The sequence below is a fragment of the Micromonospora sp. CNZ280 genome (assembly GCF_011759515.1).
The window spans coordinates 2,734,217-2,748,699 of the sequence record NZ_JAAOYP010000001.1 but is presented as its reverse complement, the minus strand read 5'-3'; the positions used below and the strand labels follow the sequence as shown (position 1 = coordinate 2,748,699).

The 14,483-nt window shown below is 73.7% G+C and carries 15 protein-coding genes, 1 tRNA gene and 2 pseudogenes; 5 read left to right on the top strand and 13 right to left on the bottom strand.

Annotated features, from left to right (window positions below; all coding sequences use genetic code 11):
• Positions 1 to 113: 113 nt before the first annotated feature.
• The gene (locus FHX32_RS13210) at positions 114 to 578 is read left to right on the top strand and encodes a carboxymuconolactone decarboxylase family protein (RefSeq protein ID WP_486481043.1); all 465 of its coding nucleotides are present in this window, start codon (positions 114 to 116) and stop codon (positions 576 to 578) included.
• Between the two features lie 113 nt (positions 579 to 691).
• Here the strand turns inward: FHX32_RS13210 and FHX32_RS13205 are convergent, their stop codons facing one another.
• Both FHX32_RS13205 and FHX32_RS13200 read right to left on the bottom strand, forming a co-directional pair.
• Positions 692 to 1,084, bottom strand: a complete 393-nt coding sequence (locus tag FHX32_RS13205) for a nuclear transport factor 2 family protein (protein ID WP_167181417.1) — start codon at positions 1,082 to 1,084, stop codon at positions 692 to 694.
• 5 nt (positions 1,085 to 1,089) lie between these two features.
• A pseudogene (locus tag FHX32_RS13200) lies at positions 1,090 to 1,320 on the bottom strand (DUF1028 domain-containing protein); the annotation flags it as partial.
• A gap of 565 nt (positions 1,321 to 1,885) precedes the next feature.
• Between FHX32_RS13200 and FHX32_RS13195 the strand changes: the two are divergent.
• Entirely contained in the window at positions 1,886 to 2,836 is a 951-nt protein-coding gene (locus FHX32_RS13195) for an ice-binding family protein (protein WP_486481042.1), read from the top strand.
• A gap of 118 nt (positions 2,837 to 2,954) precedes the next feature.
• Here the strand turns inward: FHX32_RS13195 and FHX32_RS13190 are convergent, their stop codons facing one another.
• The 10 genes from FHX32_RS13190 to FHX32_RS13145 form a co-directional block, all read right to left on the bottom strand.
• The gene (locus tag FHX32_RS13190) at positions 2,955 to 3,200 is read right to left on the bottom strand and encodes a hypothetical protein (RefSeq protein ID WP_167181415.1); all 246 of its coding nucleotides are present in this window, start codon (positions 3,198 to 3,200) and stop codon (positions 2,955 to 2,957) included.
• A complete protein-coding gene (locus FHX32_RS34495) occupies positions 3,197 to 3,616 on the bottom strand; it encodes a hypothetical protein (RefSeq protein ID WP_486481107.1) in 420 nt (139 codons plus the stop codon). The genes FHX32_RS13190 and FHX32_RS34495 overlap by 4 nt, the downstream gene beginning before the upstream one ends.
• A gap of 348 nt (positions 3,617 to 3,964) precedes the next feature.
• Entirely contained in the window at positions 3,965 to 5,161 is a 1,197-nt protein-coding gene (locus FHX32_RS13180; protein ID WP_167181410.1) for a helix-turn-helix transcriptional regulator, read from the bottom strand.
• Positions 5,162 to 5,349: 188 nt separating this feature from the next.
• Positions 5,350 to 5,610, bottom strand: a complete 261-nt coding sequence (locus FHX32_RS13175) for a DUF4279 domain-containing protein (RefSeq protein ID WP_167181408.1) — start codon at positions 5,608 to 5,610, stop codon at positions 5,350 to 5,352.
• Positions 5,611 to 5,716: 106 nt separating this feature from the next.
• Positions 5,717 to 5,790: transfer RNA gene (locus FHX32_RS13170), tRNA-Ala, on the bottom strand.
• Between the two features lie 232 nt (positions 5,791 to 6,022).
• On the bottom strand, positions 6,023 to 6,814 hold the full coding sequence (gene sepX / locus FHX32_RS13165; RefSeq protein WP_486481041.1) for a divisome protein SepX/GlpR: 792 nt from the start codon (positions 6,812 to 6,814) through the stop codon (positions 6,023 to 6,025).
• Between the two features lie 177 nt (positions 6,815 to 6,991).
• Positions 6,992 to 7,600 (bottom strand): GNAT family N-acetyltransferase, encoded by a 609-nt coding sequence (locus tag FHX32_RS13160; RefSeq protein WP_486481106.1) that lies wholly within the window; start codon positions 7,598 to 7,600, stop codon positions 6,992 to 6,994.
• A 94-nt stretch (positions 7,601 to 7,694) separates the two neighbouring features.
• The gene (locus tag FHX32_RS13155) at positions 7,695 to 9,008 is read right to left on the bottom strand and encodes a molybdopterin molybdotransferase MoeA (protein ID WP_167181402.1); all 1,314 of its coding nucleotides are present in this window, start codon (positions 9,006 to 9,008) and stop codon (positions 7,695 to 7,697) included.
• Positions 9,005 to 9,961 carry a UTP--glucose-1-phosphate uridylyltransferase gene (locus tag FHX32_RS13150; RefSeq protein ID WP_167181400.1) on the bottom strand — a complete coding sequence of 319 codons (957 nt, stop codon included), beginning with the start codon at positions 9,959 to 9,961 and terminating at the stop codon, positions 9,005 to 9,007. Before FHX32_RS13150 ends, FHX32_RS13155 begins: the two co-directional genes overlap by 4 nt.
• Before the next feature lie 9 nt (positions 9,962 to 9,970).
• Positions 9,971 to 12,253: a GGDEF domain-containing protein gene (locus tag FHX32_RS13145; RefSeq protein ID WP_486481040.1), complete on the bottom strand. Its 2,283-nt coding sequence runs from the start codon at positions 12,251 to 12,253 to the stop codon at positions 9,971 to 9,973.
• A 117-nt stretch (positions 12,254 to 12,370) separates the two neighbouring features.
• Here FHX32_RS13145 and FHX32_RS13140 point away from each other — a divergent pair, with 117 nt between their 5' ends.
• Together FHX32_RS13140 and FHX32_RS35080 are read left to right on the top strand one after the other, a co-directional pair.
• Positions 12,371 to 13,021, top strand: coding sequence for a 5-formyltetrahydrofolate cyclo-ligase (locus FHX32_RS13140; protein WP_486481039.1), 651 nt, complete (start codon positions 12,371 to 12,373; stop codon positions 13,019 to 13,021).
• A pseudogene (locus FHX32_RS35080) lies at positions 13,018 to 13,176 on the top strand (FmdB family zinc ribbon protein); the annotation flags it as partial. The gene FHX32_RS13140 and the pseudogene FHX32_RS35080, both read left to right, overlap by 4 nt.
• 62 nt (positions 13,177 to 13,238) lie before the next feature.
• Here the strand turns inward: FHX32_RS35080 and FHX32_RS35075 are convergent.
• Positions 13,239 to 13,445, bottom strand: a complete 207-nt coding sequence (locus tag FHX32_RS35075) for a hypothetical protein (protein ID WP_486481112.1) — start codon at positions 13,443 to 13,445, stop codon at positions 13,239 to 13,241.
• Between the two features lie 208 nt (positions 13,446 to 13,653).
• Here FHX32_RS35075 and FHX32_RS35070 point away from each other — a divergent pair, with 208 nt between their 5' ends.
• Entirely contained in the window at positions 13,654 to 14,346 is a 693-nt protein-coding gene (locus FHX32_RS35070; protein ID WP_486481038.1) for a hypothetical protein, read from the top strand.
• Positions 14,347 to 14,483: the final 137 nt, after the last annotated feature.

Below are 14,483 nucleotides of genomic sequence, written 5' to 3'. Positions count from 1 at the left end.
CGTGACCGCTGTCACATCTGTCACGCCGCTCGTCCCGCTGTCGACATCTCGGTGACGGACGAGAGCGACCCGGCGACGAACGCCGGCGAGCGTAACAGGAAGGACCGGACGAGATGACCGTGCAGGCCCGTATGCCGAACCCCGCAGGGCTGCTCCCGGACGCGGTGCAGGCGATCAACCTGCTCTACAAGGCGGCGCATTCCGCCGGCGTCGACACCAGCACGCTGGAGCTTGTCCACCTGCGCGCCAGCCAGATCAACGGGTGCAGCGCCTGCGTCGACTCCGGCGCGCGTAGTGCCCGGAAGGCCGGCGAGAGCGAGGAGCGGCTGTTCGCGGTGGCCGCCTGGCGGGAGACGCCGTACTTCACCGACGCCGAGCGGGCGGCGCTCGCGCTCGCCGAGGCCGCGACCCGGCTCGCCGATCGGGCCGACCCGGTCTCCGACGAGGTCTGGGCGGAGGCCGCGCGCCACTTCGACGAGAAGCAGCTGGCCGCGGTGGTGCTCTGGGTCGCCACCACCAACTTCTTCAACCGGTTGAACGCCACGACCCGCCAGCCCGCACCCCAGAACTGGGGCTGAGCCGGCGCCGGCAGGGCGGGGCGCGGTAGCAGGATCGCGCCCCGTCCCGCCGCCAGCTATTGCGCTGGGGACATCCAGCTGCGCCGACCGGCTCACTCCGTCGCACGCTCCCGTCAGCCGTCCCCAGGATTGGCGGTGGTCGGCTGCGCCGGCCAGAACGGCCACTCCTCGAACGAGCTGCAGCGCCCGTCCTCGGCGAAACGCATGACCCACAGGTCGCGGTACTCCTGGTGGACCGGGTCGCCATAGCGGACCTCCAGCCGCGCCACCGCCGTGTCGCCCTCGACCGCGACGATCTCGCTCGTCATGTGGAACACCTCGTCCGGGCCGGCGCGCTCGGCCTCCCACATCCGGGCGATGGCCGGCAGGCCGACGACCGGGGTCCGGTACGGGTCCTGCTGGTAGCTCGCGTCCTCGGTGAAGATCGTGGCGAGCGGCTCCGTCCCCGGTGTCCGCCACGCCCGCTCGTAGGCCCGAAGCCAGCCGGTCACCCGCTCCCTGTCCACAAGCCTCAGCCTGCCACCTCATCGACCACCGAACAGCGGAATCGGGCCGGCCGCGGGTCTGCGTCACGGTGGTACCGCCGCCGCGCTCCGCCGGCCTCGATGGCCAGCACGAGCCGCTCCGCCAGGTCGAGGTCCCGGCTGTCCGCGAACACCCGGACGATCTCCGCGAGCGTCTCCGGTCCCACCAGGCGGTTGCCCCGCACCGTGTAACCCGGCCCGCTGCGGTGCCCCGCCCAGTCCCTGGTACGCGAGTCGGACCGATCGACGCCATGAGCAGGGCAGGAGTTGCAACCATTGCCAACGCTCGCCGCCGTTGTTCGCTCTCAGTTGTGGCGAATCGGTTTCTGATGATGTTGCGCGCACCACTCGCCCGCGTTCGCTCGCCCGTCACTCCCGCCCGTCCCGTCGGCCTTCGTCCGCGCTCGGTGGAGCGGGCGAGCCCGAACCGAAGGTCGGCTACGGAGTGCCGACGACCGCGGAAGCGCTCACTCGCCGATGACCAGGCAGGAGCTTCTTCGGTTTGACGCCATTTGGGAGCTATATGTGCGAAAGTCCGGTTACCTATATATCTGCACATCGGCGTGACTCGGCGTCGCTGTCGTGACAGCGACTGCCGGAGACACACCATGAGAGGTCCACATCGTGACATTCACTCGAATCCGTCATCGTCGACGCGCCGTGCTGCCGGCACTGGCGGCCGTCACCGCTGCCGGCACCGCCACCGCCGTCCTGATGCTCAGTGGAACCGGCGCCAGCGCTCAGCCAGCGCCGGTCGGCCTGGGGACAGCGGCGAACTTCTCCGTGCTGGCCGGCTCCACCGTCACCAACATCGGCGACAGCTTTCTCGCGCAAAACCTCGGTGTCCACCCCGGCAACACCGCCACCGGCTTCCCCCCGGGCACCGTCGCCGGCGAGATCCACCTCGCCGACGGCGTCGCCCTACAAGCCAAGAACGACCTGACCACCGCCTACAACAACGCCGCAGGCCGGACCCCGTTCACCAGCCTCCCCGCCGAACTCGGCGGATCCACGCTCACCCCCGGGGTGTACCGCATCGGTGCCGCCCAACTGACCGACACCCTGACCCTGAACTCCCAGAACGACCCGGCGGCTGTGTTCATCTTCCAGATCGAGTCCACTCTCATCACGGCGGCCAACAGCAGCGTCGTGTTCATCAACGGCGCCTCACCCTGCAACGTCTACTGGCAGGTGGGCAGCTCGGCCACGATCGGCACAGGCACCCGATTCGTGGGCAACATCCTGGCCCAGACCTCGATCACCATGAACACCGGCGCAACCCTCCAAGGCCGCGCCCTAGCCCAGACCGGCGCCGTCACCCTCGACACCAACACCATCAACGCCCCGGTCTGCCTCCAACCCACCGGAACCCCGACAACCACTCCGACGAGCACACCAACCGGCACCCCGACGGGCACCCCGACGGGCACGCCCACCGGCACCCCGACCGGCCAGCCCACCGGAAGCCCCACAGACGGCCCGACCGGCCAGCCCACCGGAAGCCCCACAGACGGCCCGACCGGCCAGCCCACCGGAAGCCCCACAGACGGCCCGACCGGCCAGCCGACCGTAGCTCCGACCGGGGCTCCGACCCCAAGCCGCACACAGCTACCAGTGACCGGCGGTAGCGGCGGTAGCGGGCTGATACCCGCCCTGACGGGCCTCGGCACCGTCGCCGTCGCTGCTGGCGCCGCCCTGCTTCTCGCCTACCGCCGCAGGACCTTCGAGTCCTGACCGGGCAAACCCCGGCGGCCGGTCACCGACCGCCGGGGTCCCGGCGCCAATTAACCGTGACGGCCCCGATCTTGTCGGCGGGCTTTCCCCAGGTCATACCTGTTACTGGGGGTCGACCTCACACTGCTGGCATCGACGGATCGGCCGCCCTGACCCAGCCGAGAAAGCGGCGGTGCAGCACCCCGGCTGGCGTCCAGGTCATGTCTTCGGCGGCCTGGACGAGGTAGGAGCCGAGGTAGAGGGCCAGCGACACCGGAGCGTCCGCGTACTCCGCCCGCAGCTCCCGCCGCCGCGTCGGGCAGGGCCACGGCAGGCCGCAGCCGCCGCAACTCCAGATCGGCATGACCGGGCCGTGGACGATCATCGCACACCGTCCAAGAACCGGGCGGTGATCGTCCGGGCCTGCCGGCTGGTCGCCCACTCCACCTGCCAGCACGGGTACGGCGTCAGCTGGGACCACCAGACGCGACAGCCGATGCAGAGGCCATCGAGGCCTCGCACGTGCACCGACAGGATCACCTGCTCCTGGTCGTCCTTCACAGCGCCTCCTCGCCCGGCCAGTGGCCACGGTTGATCGGGATGCGATGCCGGGCACGGCAGGGCAGAACAGCTCCACACCGGCAGATTCGCCGCCATTTCCGCCAGGACCAGGCTGGCCGATGCCGGCGGGCGAGGGTGAGGGCGACGGCGACCAGGTACTCCTCGTACGAGACGCGTTGTGTCCGGGGCACCGGAGCCTCGTCGACATCCGCGTGCAGCTCCCGGTGCTGGGTACGGCATGGCCAGGGTGCGCCACAGCAGCCGCATTTCCAGAGAGGTGGCACCGGCATGTGGGCGGTCATTCGCCGTGCTCGCCGAAGCGCGTCCCCGTGTCACGAGCGGGCGACCCATCGTCCGCTGACGAGTGCTGCTGTGCCTGGATGCGCTGTCCGATGCCAGGGGCAGTTGGCGGCGGCGGTAGGTACCGGCTAACGATCAGACGTAGAAATCCGACAGTCAACGTCACGTGTCCGGCCCTCCGTGTCGAGGGCGCGGAAGTGCCACCTGGTGATGCACAATCCCGCGCCCGAGTGCACTGAGGACCAGCCTCAAGCCGCGGGCGCCATCGATCCAGAAGGTGACTGTCCGCTAGCCAACCGTGCTGTCCGCTGGTGGTCGGCGTCCAGGGGCGTACTCGGTGCACAGGTCGCGCAATGTCGCGGCCTCTGGCACCCCTGTCTGCTCCACCTTCGCCAGCAACTCGGCAGCCCGCCACCAGTTCGACGGCACCACGCGCCCGGACGCCACGGCCTGCGTCCCGAGAACGACCGCCTCGTCCGGCTGCCCGGCGGTGACCAAGGCAAGACCAAGGTCGAGACGAGCCGACGCGGACCGGCGGGGCCGCGCTCCGCCATCGCCGTCCGGGTCCAGGTCGGCCAGTACCGCCCGCGCTACCTGCTCGGCACCGGGGTCACCCGCCCATGCCAAAGTCGTGGCTGTGTACGCGGCGGCCTTGGCCGGGTCGTAGCGATAGTGGTGCTCGGCTCGCTCAGGAACGGGCAGATTCGCCGTCAGCCGCTCTACCCGGTCCAACGCTCGCCGGGTCGCACCGACGTCCCCCATCCGCGCCCACGCACGAGCCTCCTGAGCAGTCGCCTGGATGCATGCAGAGCTGCCCTTCGGGGCGACCCGCTGAGCTTGATGGGAAAGATCGAGTGCCGTCCGATAGTCACCTTGAGTCAGAACGTCCCAGGCCCGGGTTTCCAGACACCAGGCCTGAATCTCGGCGTGCTCAGCGTGTTCGGCAAGATCACGGGCCGCCCGCAGATGAGCAGCCGCTGCCTGCCGCTGCCGCAGGTCGATGTGAACGGTGGCCCGCAGCACCGCCAACCAGCCACCTGCGACCAACAACCGTCGTCGTTGAGCGAGCGTGACCCGTCCGTCCAGCAACCGCCCGACATAGGCGAGGTGCCGCCGCACCAACGGCAAAAGGTCAGCCGGTGCCATCGTTGGATAGGCACTGGCAAGGTCATCAACACCTTGCTCGATCCGGTCGAGCATTTCCCTACTGACGTCGCTGGCGACAACTCTCGCCAGCAGCTCCCCAGCCTCGGCCGCATGGTCAATCGGCGCATCGACCAAGCGCGCAAGCACGCCTCCCGCGTCGAGAATCCGGTCCAGGTGGCGCGCCGTGTCGACCGTCGGAGCCTTGAGCCCCGTCTCCAGCTCGTGCAGATGGCTCTTACTCCGATGGGCGAGCTGCCCGAGAGACCGAAGCGACAGACCACGCCGCTCCCGGAACTCACGCAAAGCTACGCCGAAGCGAGGGTCGACGGATGGGGCCATAGCGCCGCTCCAAGCTGAAGGGTTCAAGCAGGCTCACCCGGCCGCAACCCAGCAAGCCAACGCTCTCGACGGTACCCCGCTACGCCGTGCATCGATGACCTGTCGCTTGTAAGTCCTAGGCGCTTCGTCCTGCCAGGTCCGTCCACTCCTGGTGCGGGAATGACATCAGGTCCGGCGACGTGGTTCGTTCATGCGAGCGCCACCGTACGGAAACGAGACGCCCAAGGCGCGCCAGAGGTCATGGAGCACCCGCCCGAGCCGTTCGCTGTCGTCAACCCGGGCTTGCGACAGGTGATCTTCCACCGGTGGCTGGCGGGCCTGGGCGGGCTGGCCACGCGCCTACCACGAACGGCAATCTCGTCTGGCTCGAGGCCGAACCTCGCCGTGATCTCGGCGGTCGAAACCCGCTCGGAGCTCAGCGCGAAGTACACGTACTGCGAGGCGATCATCGAGGGACGCCTACCTGCGCACGTACCTTCGGCACTGCTGTACTTCGCTGCTGTACAAGATCGAGAAAGGCCGTCTCCGGCGAGCGGAAACGGCCTTTGAACTGGGTGGAGCTGAGGGGATTTGAACCCCTGACCCCCTCGATGCGAACGAGGTGCGCTACCGGTCTGCGCCACAGCCCCTCCGCCGGCGGACCGGCGAGGTCCCACCCGGCTGACACCGGGCGGGCCGGCGACAAGGCTAACAGGTCGCCGGCCCGCACCGCGAATCGCCCCCGGCGCGCCGCGCCCTTGATCGACTCCGAATCGCGGATCTGGGGGTGTCCCGGCGCCGGGACACCCCCAGATCGCCGATACTGCGACCGGCGACCGACCGACGCAGCCGGCCTGCCACCCCCAGAAGGGGACGAACCGGTCAGGCCGAGTGGGAGCCGCGGCCGGACTGGTAGGGGCGGCCGCGCAGGCCACCGGCCCGCCGGTAGGAGACCGAGCCGCCGCTGGCCGCCGCCGGCAGGTCGGCCGGGCGGTCCAGACCCATCGCGGCGCGGCGTACCACCTCGCGCTGGGCGGCCAGCCGGCGCTGCGCCTCCCGACGGGCCGCCGCCCGGCGGGCCTGTTCCCGCCGCACCTCGGCCTGCCGGGCGGCCAGCCAGGCCGCTTCCCGGGCCCGCGCCCGCCGCCGCCGGCGGTCGGCGATGGCCCGGCTGCGCAGGTGTACGACGTACGCGACGAGCAGGGTGGCGGTCACCGAGAAGCTGATCCAGAAGCCGGGGCTGACCACGATCACGCCGATCAGCTCGACGAAGTTGAGCAGCAGCAGCGCGGCGAGCACCCGCCGGCGGCGGTAGACGGCCGGGGTGTGCTGCCGGCGCGGTGGGGGCCGGCGGCGGGACCGGTTCGTGGCGGGCGAGACGGCGCGCAGCCGGTTCGACCGGCGGGGCGCCGGCGGGGCGGAGACCGGGGCGCTCAGCCCGCCCGTGGCGGCGTTCTCACTGAGGGTGACGACGAGGGCACGGGACGGGTTGACCGGCCGCCGCCCCGGGACAGTACGGCGCCGCCGGCGGCGCTGGAGCACCCGCGCCGTCGACTGCGCCCGCTCCGCCACCAGCCGCTCGGTGGCGTCGTACCGGCGGACCAGCGCCGGCGCGAGGGCGAGCAGGCCGGCGGCGGCGAGGACGGCGAGGAGCACCGACGTCGGCACCCTCACCCCTCCCGTCACCGAGTTCGGAGCAACCGCTGGCCGACCGCAGGATCTTCCGCCGATCGGTCTCGGGTGCGCGGATCGTACGGGCGGACAGCGCTTGCCACAGCTTGCAGTTACTTGAGGTTACGGTCCACCTGCCCGGATGCTGACGCGCCGCGCCGATCCCGTGCGTGGGACGGCTCACCCCGCGCCGGCGCGGATCCGCCGCCAGCGGGCCAGCAGCCCGCCCTCGGCGGCGACCTCCTCGCTGGTCATCGCGTATCCGATGTGGTCACGCCAGGCGCCGTCGATGTGCATGTAGCGCACGTGATACGCCTCCTCGCGGAAGCCCAGCTTCTCCACCACCCGCCGGGACGGCCGGTTCTCCGGCCGGATGTTCACCTCGACCCGGTGCAGCCCGCCAGGGCCGAACGCGTGGTCGACGGCGAGCGCCAGCGCGGTGGGGATGACCCCGCGACCGGCCACTCTGGAGTCCACCCAGTAGCCGACGTAGCCGGAGCAGAACGCCCGCCGGACGATACTGCCCAGGTTGAGGTGGCCGACCAGCCGCTCCCGCCCGCCCTCGCGCAGGCAGACGGCGAACGGCATCCCCTCGCCGGTCCGCGCCGAGCGTCGCTGGTCCCGGTAGACCCAGCGGAACGCGGCCGGCGAGTTCAGCTCGTCCCAACTGCCGGGCAGCGAGGACTCCCAGGGCGACAGCCAGGCCTGGTTGGCGCGGCGCACCTCCGACCAGGCGGCCGCGTCCGAGCGCCGGTACGGGCGCAGCAGCACGGGACCGTCCACCAGCACCACCGGCCAGCCGGGTGCCCGGCCGGCGTTGAAGAAACTCACCGGGCGGACCCTACGCCCGCGACCACGGGCCTCGGAAGGGCACGCCGCAGGCTCACCGACGTCGATCCAGCAACAGCACGTCCACGGTGGATCCGGCGGCCGCGGTGGTGACGCGCTCGCCGAGCACCATCAGCCCGTTCGCCTCGGCCAGGCCGGAGAGGGTGAACGGCCCGCCGCTGAGCGGCTGCACCGTGTAGCCGCCGCCGCGCCGTTCGGCGACGTGCGCCGGCCGGAACTCGCGCAGCCCGGCCGGGGAGGAGATGGTTTCCAGCAGGTGCGCCCGGACGCTGGGCCGGAACACCGGTTCCGCGCCGGCCAGCAGGTTGATCGCGGGGCGGGCCAGCACCTCGAAACCGATCAGCGCCGCGCCCGGGTCGCCGGGCAGGCAGACCACCGGCACCTCCTCGGCGCCCACGGTGCCGAAGCCGAGCGCGGTGCCCGGGTAGAGGGCGACCTCGGTGAAGGTGACCGGCCCGGCCCGGCCGCCCTCCCGGCGGGAGAGGATCCGGCGGACCATGTCGCCGGGCCCGGTGCCGGTGCCGCCGGTGGTGATGATCAGGTCGGCGCGCAGGGTCTGGTCCTCCAGCAGCCCGCGCAGCCCCTCCGGGTCGTCGTCGCAGATGCCCACCCGGTACGCCAGCGAGCCCGCCTCGGCCGCGGCGGCGGTCAGCGCGTGCGAGTTGGCGTCCACCACCTGCCCCGGCTGGCTGCCCCGGCCGACGTCGACCAGTTCGTCGCCGGTGGCCACGATGACCACCCGGGGGCTGGGCCGGACCACCACATGGCCGATGCCGGTGGCCGCGAAGACCGCGACCAGGGCCGGCGAGACGTAGGTGCCGGCCCGGGCGAGCAGGGTGCCGGCGGGCAGTTCCTCGCCGGCGCGGCGCACCCCGTACCCCCGCTTGGGGACGCGGAAGATCTCCACGGCGGCCATGCCCTGGTCGGTCCACTCCACCGGGACCACCACGTCGGCCGCGATGGGCAGCGGCGCACCGGCGGCGACCGAGAAACACGAGCCCGGGGTGAGCCGGACCGGCCGCCAGCTGGCCGCGCCGAGGTCGCCCACCACGTTGAGCCGCACGTTCCGGCCGCCGGGCGACCCGGCCTGGGCGGGTACGTAGCCGACGCCCCGCCCGCCACCGGCGATGTCCTCCCAGCGGGCCGCGTAGCCGTCCACGGCCGCCTGGTCGAAGGCCGGGAAGGCGTGCGGCGCGACGACGTCCTCGGCGAGGACGTTGCCGTGCGCCTGGGTGAGGTCGAGGTCGAGCGGAGGCAGCGCGCGTAACCTGCGCAGCACACTGCCCAGGTAGTCGGCGAGCGGCGTCAACTCGTTGGCGGCCGCCTCGGCGTCGGCCGTCGCCGTCATGTACCAGATCCGCCCGCCGTGTCGGCGTTGACGAACTCGACCAGCCACTTGCGGAACTCGGCGCCGAGGTCCTCCCGCTCGGCGGCGATCTGCACCACCGTCTGCAGGTAGCCCAGCGGCATGCCGGTGTCGTAGCGGGTGCCCCGGTAGACGATCGCGTGCACCGGGACGCCCTCGTTGCGCAGGATCTCCATGGCGTCGGTCAGCTGGATCTCCCCGCCGCTGCCCGGCTCGGTACGCCGGATCGCGTCGAAGATCCGGCCGGGGAGCACGTAGCGGCCGAGGACCGCGAGGTTGCTCGGCGCGTCCTCCGGCTGGGGCTTCTCCACCATTCCGGTGACCTTCACGACCTCGCCGATGTCGGTCAGCTCCGCCTCGGCGGGCTCGACCGAGGCGATCCCGTACCGCTTCGTCTCGGCCGGGTCGACCTCGAAGAAGGCCAGCACCACGCCGCCGGTGCGGGCCTGCAGCTCCAACATGGCCGGCAGCAGCGGCTGGTCGAGCTTCACGAACTCGTCGCCGAGCAGCACCGCGAAGGGCTGGTCGCCGACGTGCGACTCGGCGTACCCGACGGCGTGGCCGAGGCCGAGCTGCTCGGGCTGCCGGACGGTGTAGATGTCGGCCAGCTCGCTGGGGCGCTGCACCGCGGCCAGGATGTCGGGCTTCTTCTCCAGCCGGGCCTCCAGGTCGGGGCGGCGGTCGAAGTGGTCCACCATCGACGTTTTGCCCCGGCCGGTGATCAGCAGGACGTCGGTGATGCCGGCCTGGGTGGCCTCCTCGACGATGTACTGCAACACCGGCCGGTCGACGACCGGCAGCAGCTCCTTGGGCACCGCCTTGGTGGCCGGCAGGAACCGGGTGGCCAGACCGGCGGCCGGGATGACGGCCTTGACCGCGCGGGGACGACCGGTCGCGGCGGTCGCCGTGGAGGGCTTCGCTGAGTGCTCCGACATGTCGCGAGACTATCGGCCACGGGTCTGCCGTGGCGGGTGTGGCCCGGAAGACGCGCCGCCGGCCGGGCCGGCCCGGGCGCCGTCCGGCGCGGCCCCGCACGGCTCGGGCTCGCCGGGCGCCGTCCCGCCGACCGGCGGGGCCGGACCGGTGCCGGCCCGGGGGAACCCGTCCGCCGGGCTGACCGCCGCCGCCGGGACCGGGATCTCCCGCACCGGCGGCGTACGGCGCGCGCTGACCACCCGCCAGGTGTCCCGGCCGGCGTCCTTGGCGGTGTAGAGGGCGTCGTCGGCGGCGTCCAGCACCTGCTGGCCGGTGGCGCCGTGGTCGGGGTAGACGGCGATGCCGATGGACACGGTGACCCGGAGCGTCACCGGGGTGCCGCCGTGGCCGTGCACGGCGATCGGCGTGTCCCGGATCGCCGCGCCCAGCCGGTCCGCCACGATCGCCGCGCCGCGCGCGTCGGTCTCCGGCAGCAGCACCACGAACTCCTCACCGCCCTGCCGGAAGGCGAGGTCCACCTCGCGGATCTCGCCGCGCACCCGGCGGGCGAACTCGGCCAGCACGGCGTCCCCGGCCGGGTGCCCGTACGTGTCGTTGACCTGCTTGAACCGGTCCAGGTCGAGGGCGAGGACGCTGAGCATCCGGCCGAACCGGTTGGCCCGCTCCACCTCCCGGCGCATCGACTCGCGCAGATAGCGGTAGTTCCACAGGCCGGTCAGCGGGTCGGTGAGGGAGAGCCGTTGCGCCTCCTCGTGCACCCGCACGTTGTCCACCGCCACCGCCGCGTGCCCGGCGAAGGTGCGCAGGGTACGCAGGTCGTCGTCGTCGAACTCGTCAGCGCCGAGCCGGTCGTAGAGGGCGAGCACGCCGAGCGCGCCGGCCTCCGGCGGCGGGTCGGCCCCGGGGCGCGCCGCCGGGTCGCCGGGGCGGGCCGCGCTCTCCGCGCCACGTCCGGCCGGGTCGGGCGGTGCGGCGCCGGGCGCGGCGAACGGCACCGCGACGTACGTCTGGCAGCGCGGCTCCCCCGCCGGGACCTCGGACGGCTCGATCCGGCCCCGCCGGGCCTCACCGGTCGCCGCGACCGTGCCCACCACCCCGGCGCCCACCGGCACCCGCAACGGCGCCGAACCGGGCGGGTCGTCCGCCGGCAGGCGCCCGTCCAGCCCTTCGGTGCACTGCGCCACGAGCACCCCACCGGAGTCCAGCAGCAGCACGGCGCCGGCCCGGGCGCCGGTCGCCGCGATCGCGCTGTGCAGGATGACCCGCAGGATGCGTTGCAGGTCGTGGGTGCTGGCCAGGGTGTCGCCGAGCACCGCCAGGTGCCCGCGCAGCTGGTCCCGGCTGCTGGTCAGCGCCGCCACGTAGCTGCCGGTCTCCCGGGTCATCCGGTTGAAGGCGCCGGCCAGCCGGCCGATCTCGTCGCGGCTGCGCACCGGGACCCGGGTGCCCAGGTCGCCGCCGGCCACCCGGTCCACCGCGCCGGCCAGCTCCACCAGCGGTCGGGTGGTCACCCGGGCCAGCCGCCAGGCGACGGCCACCGCCAGCAGGGCGGCCAGCAGCACCGCGCCGACCAGCGCGGCCCGCAGGCCCGGCGGCTGGTCGCTGGGCACGGAGAGCACCAGCGGCAGCGGCTGCCCGGAGGTCGGGCCGACCCGCCGGACGTACCGGCCGTCGGCGGTCTCGGTGACCGCCTCGCCGTCGACCGTGCCGGCGGCGGCCAGCACGGCGTCGCGTACCCCGGTGGCCTCGGTGGTGTGCGCGACCCGGGCGGGCGCCGCGGCCCCGTCGAGCAGGGTGACCGCCACGCCGGTCACCGCCGCCAGCCGGGCCACGAAGGCCGGGTCCACCGGCTGCGCCGCGGCGACCGCGCCCAACCCGGCGCCGGCCGGGTCGCGCACGTCGACCCGCACGGCGAGGGCCGACACCGGCCCGAACGCCGGGGTGGCGGCCGCGCAGTCCCGCCACGGGGCCGGCGGCGAGCCCGGCGTCGCGTAGGTGATTCGGCCGGCCTGGTCGGTGACCCGCACGGCGGCGGCGAGGCCCCGGCTGACCACCTGGCCGGCGGCGCCGGCGTGGTCGGGGGTGAGGGCGACCGCGTCGGCGGCGGCGCGCAACTGCTGGCAGAGGGCGTCGACAGCGGTACGCACGGTCGCCGCCGCCACGGCGAGGCGCTCGGTGGAGCGGCTGCGGTCGACGGCCGCTACGGTCGAGGCGACGAAGAACGCTCCGAGCAGCACCGGGCCGAGCACCACCGCCAGGAAGGCTGCGGTCAACCGCCCACGTAGCGTCACTCGGTCCCCCCGGAAGTTCCGCCGATGCTGCGATGCTGACACAGAGCGACCAGGCGGAAGGCGTTGCGTCAGGAGTGTTGCGTGCCGGATTTTTCTGATGAAGCGCAAGCGGCCGATGTGGCACATGTGGTCAAGCGGGACGCCCGCGCCGCGCTGCTCGCCCGCCGCCGGGCGCTGCCCGCCGCGCGGCGGGCCGCCGCCGCGGCGCGCGTCCAGGCCGAGCTCGCCGCTCTGGTACGCCGGCTGCGCCCGCGCCGGATGACCGCGTACGTGCCGGTGGGCAGCGAGCCGGGCGGGCCGGAGCTGCCCGAGGTGCTCGCCGCGGCGCTGCCCGCCGGGGGCGAGCTGCTGCTGCCGGTGCTGCGCGCGGACCTCGACCTGGACTGGGCGGCCTGGACCGGCCCGGACGGGCTGGTCGCGGCGGGCCGGGGGATGCGGGAGCCGGTCGGGCCGCGGCTGGGCCGGAGCGCGGTGGCCGGGGCGGAACTGCTGGTGGTGCCGGCCCTGGCGGTGGACCGTCGGGGGCTGCGGCTGGGCCGCGGCGGCGGCTCGTACGACCGGGCGCTGGCCCGGGTGCCGGCGACCGCGCTCACCGTGGTGCCGCTGCACGACGGCGAGCTGGTCGAGGCGGTCCCCGCCGAGCCGCACGACCGCCCGGTACGCGCGGTGGTCACCCCCGCCGAGGGCCTGCGTACGCTGGACGGCGCGTCGGGCATCGCGCCAGGTGTCGCGCCCCACACTTCCGCTGGACGAACCCGGGGCACATGACGCACCATTGGCACTCGAATACGTCGAGTGCCAACCGGCCGTGCCAGATTCCGGAGGAGAACGTGCCCACGTACCAGTACGCCTGCACCGCGTGCGGCCACCAGCTCGAGGCGGTGCAGTCCTTCTCTGACGAGCCGCTGACCGAGTGCCCGGCGTGTGAGGGGCGGCTGCGGAAGGTCTTCAACTCCGTCGGCATCGTCTTCAAGGGCTCCGGCTTCTACCGCACCGACTCCCGCTCGTCCGGCTCGGAGACGGCCAGCAGCGGCGCCAGCAAGCCGGCGAAGAGCGACACGTCCTCGACCGGCACCTCCGGTTCGTCGAACGGGTCGAGCGGCTCGGCGTCGAACGGCTCCTCGGCGGCGTCCAACTCCTCCGGCTCGTCCAACGGCGGGTCGACCAGCAAGGCCCCCGCCGCGAGCAGCACCGCCTCCTGAGGCGACGCCGCCGGCACCGGGCGCCGATCCGGCGGCCACGGTGCCTTAGCAGAAATCGCTGCCGTGAGGGCGTTGTCCACAGGCCGCTGAGTTGTCCACAGGCCGCCGGCGGGGGACCGACGGATCCGCGCCCTGCCGCCTAGCCTCCTGCCCACGGGTGCCGGGGCCGGCACCCGCTCCAGGCGGGAGGAGGCGGCCATGGCGACCGGCGACGCGGTCTCGGCGAGAGCGCTGCGTCCGCTGCGCCGACCCCGGCTGCCCCGGCGCACGACCCTGCTCCGGGCCGGCCTGGCCGTCGCGCTGCTCGGCGTGGCGGCGGCCGTCCTGCACACCCCGGCCGGCTGCCCGCCCGGCCCGGCCGGCTCCCGTCCACCGCTCACCGGGCCGTCGTCCGGCGCGCCCGGCGGCGGGCCGGCCAGCGGCGGACCGTCCGGCACCGGTCGTCCCGCCGGCCCGGACCTGGGCGGCGGAGACCGGCCTGGCGCGGTGGGCGACCGGTCCGCCGCTCCCGGGGCCGGAGAGCAGGCCGGGGCGCTCGACGGCACGGATGGCGGGACCGGTCCCGGGGGTGGTGAGCCGGCTGCCGGCCGGGACGGGCGGCCGGCGCCGCTGCCCCTGCCGAGCGGGGCGGTCGGCGTGCCGGTCCGGCTGGCCGAGCCGGCCGTGCTCGCGGTGCTGCGCCCGGGGTCCCGGGTCGACCTGCTCGCCCTGCCGCCGGGTACGGACGGCTCCGGCACCCTGCTGGCCGCCCGGGCGCTCGTGCTCGACGTGGTCGGTGCGGACGCCCTCGACGCCGGGGCGGCGCTCTACCTCGCGCTCCCGCCCGATCAGGCGCGCCGCGCGGTCAGCCAGCCGGAGGGCAGCCGCTTCGCCATCGTGGTACGCGAATGACCGGCGCCGCGCTTTGATCGACTCCGTAGCGCCGAGGTGGCGGTCGTCAGGCGACGACGACACCCCGTCATCGCCGGATCGGTGTGGATCTCCGACGAACGCCGTCGCCGTGCCGGTCGATATCTGCCGGCCAGGCC

What these genes read in the sequence shown, in the direction of transcription:
- FHX32_RS13180 (WP_167181410.1), bottom strand. Translation starts at nt 5,161, where the DNA reads ATGGCCCCATCCGTCGACCCTCGCTTCGGCGTAGCTTTGCGTGAGTTC.
- FHX32_RS13190 (WP_167181415.1), bottom strand. Translation starts at nt 3,200, where the DNA reads ATGATCGTCCACGGCCCGGTCATGCCGATCTGGAGTTGCGGCGGCTGC.
- FHX32_RS13210 (WP_486481043.1), top strand. Translation starts at nt 114, where the DNA reads ATGACCGTGCAGGCCCGTATGCCGAACCCCGCAGGGCTGCTCCCGGAC.
- FHX32_RS13175 (WP_167181408.1), bottom strand. Translation starts at nt 5,610, where the DNA reads ATGATCGCCTCGCAGTACGTGTACTTCGCGCTGAGCTCCGAGCGGGTT.
- FHX32_RS35070 (WP_486481038.1), top strand. Translation starts at nt 13,654, where the DNA reads ATGGCGACCGGCGACGCGGTCTCGGCGAGAGCGCTGCGTCCGCTGCGC.
- FHX32_RS13155 (WP_167181402.1), bottom strand. Translation starts at nt 9,008, where the DNA reads ATGACGGCGACGGCCGACGCCGAGGCGGCCGCCAACGAGTTGACGCCG.
- FHX32_RS34495 (WP_486481107.1), bottom strand. Translation starts at nt 3,616, where the DNA reads ATGCCGTACCCAGCACCGGGAGCTGCACGCGGATGTCGACGAGGCTCC.
- FHX32_RS13150 (WP_167181400.1), bottom strand. Translation starts at nt 9,961, where the DNA reads ATGTCGGAGCACTCAGCGAAGCCCTCCACGGCGACCGCCGCGACCGGT.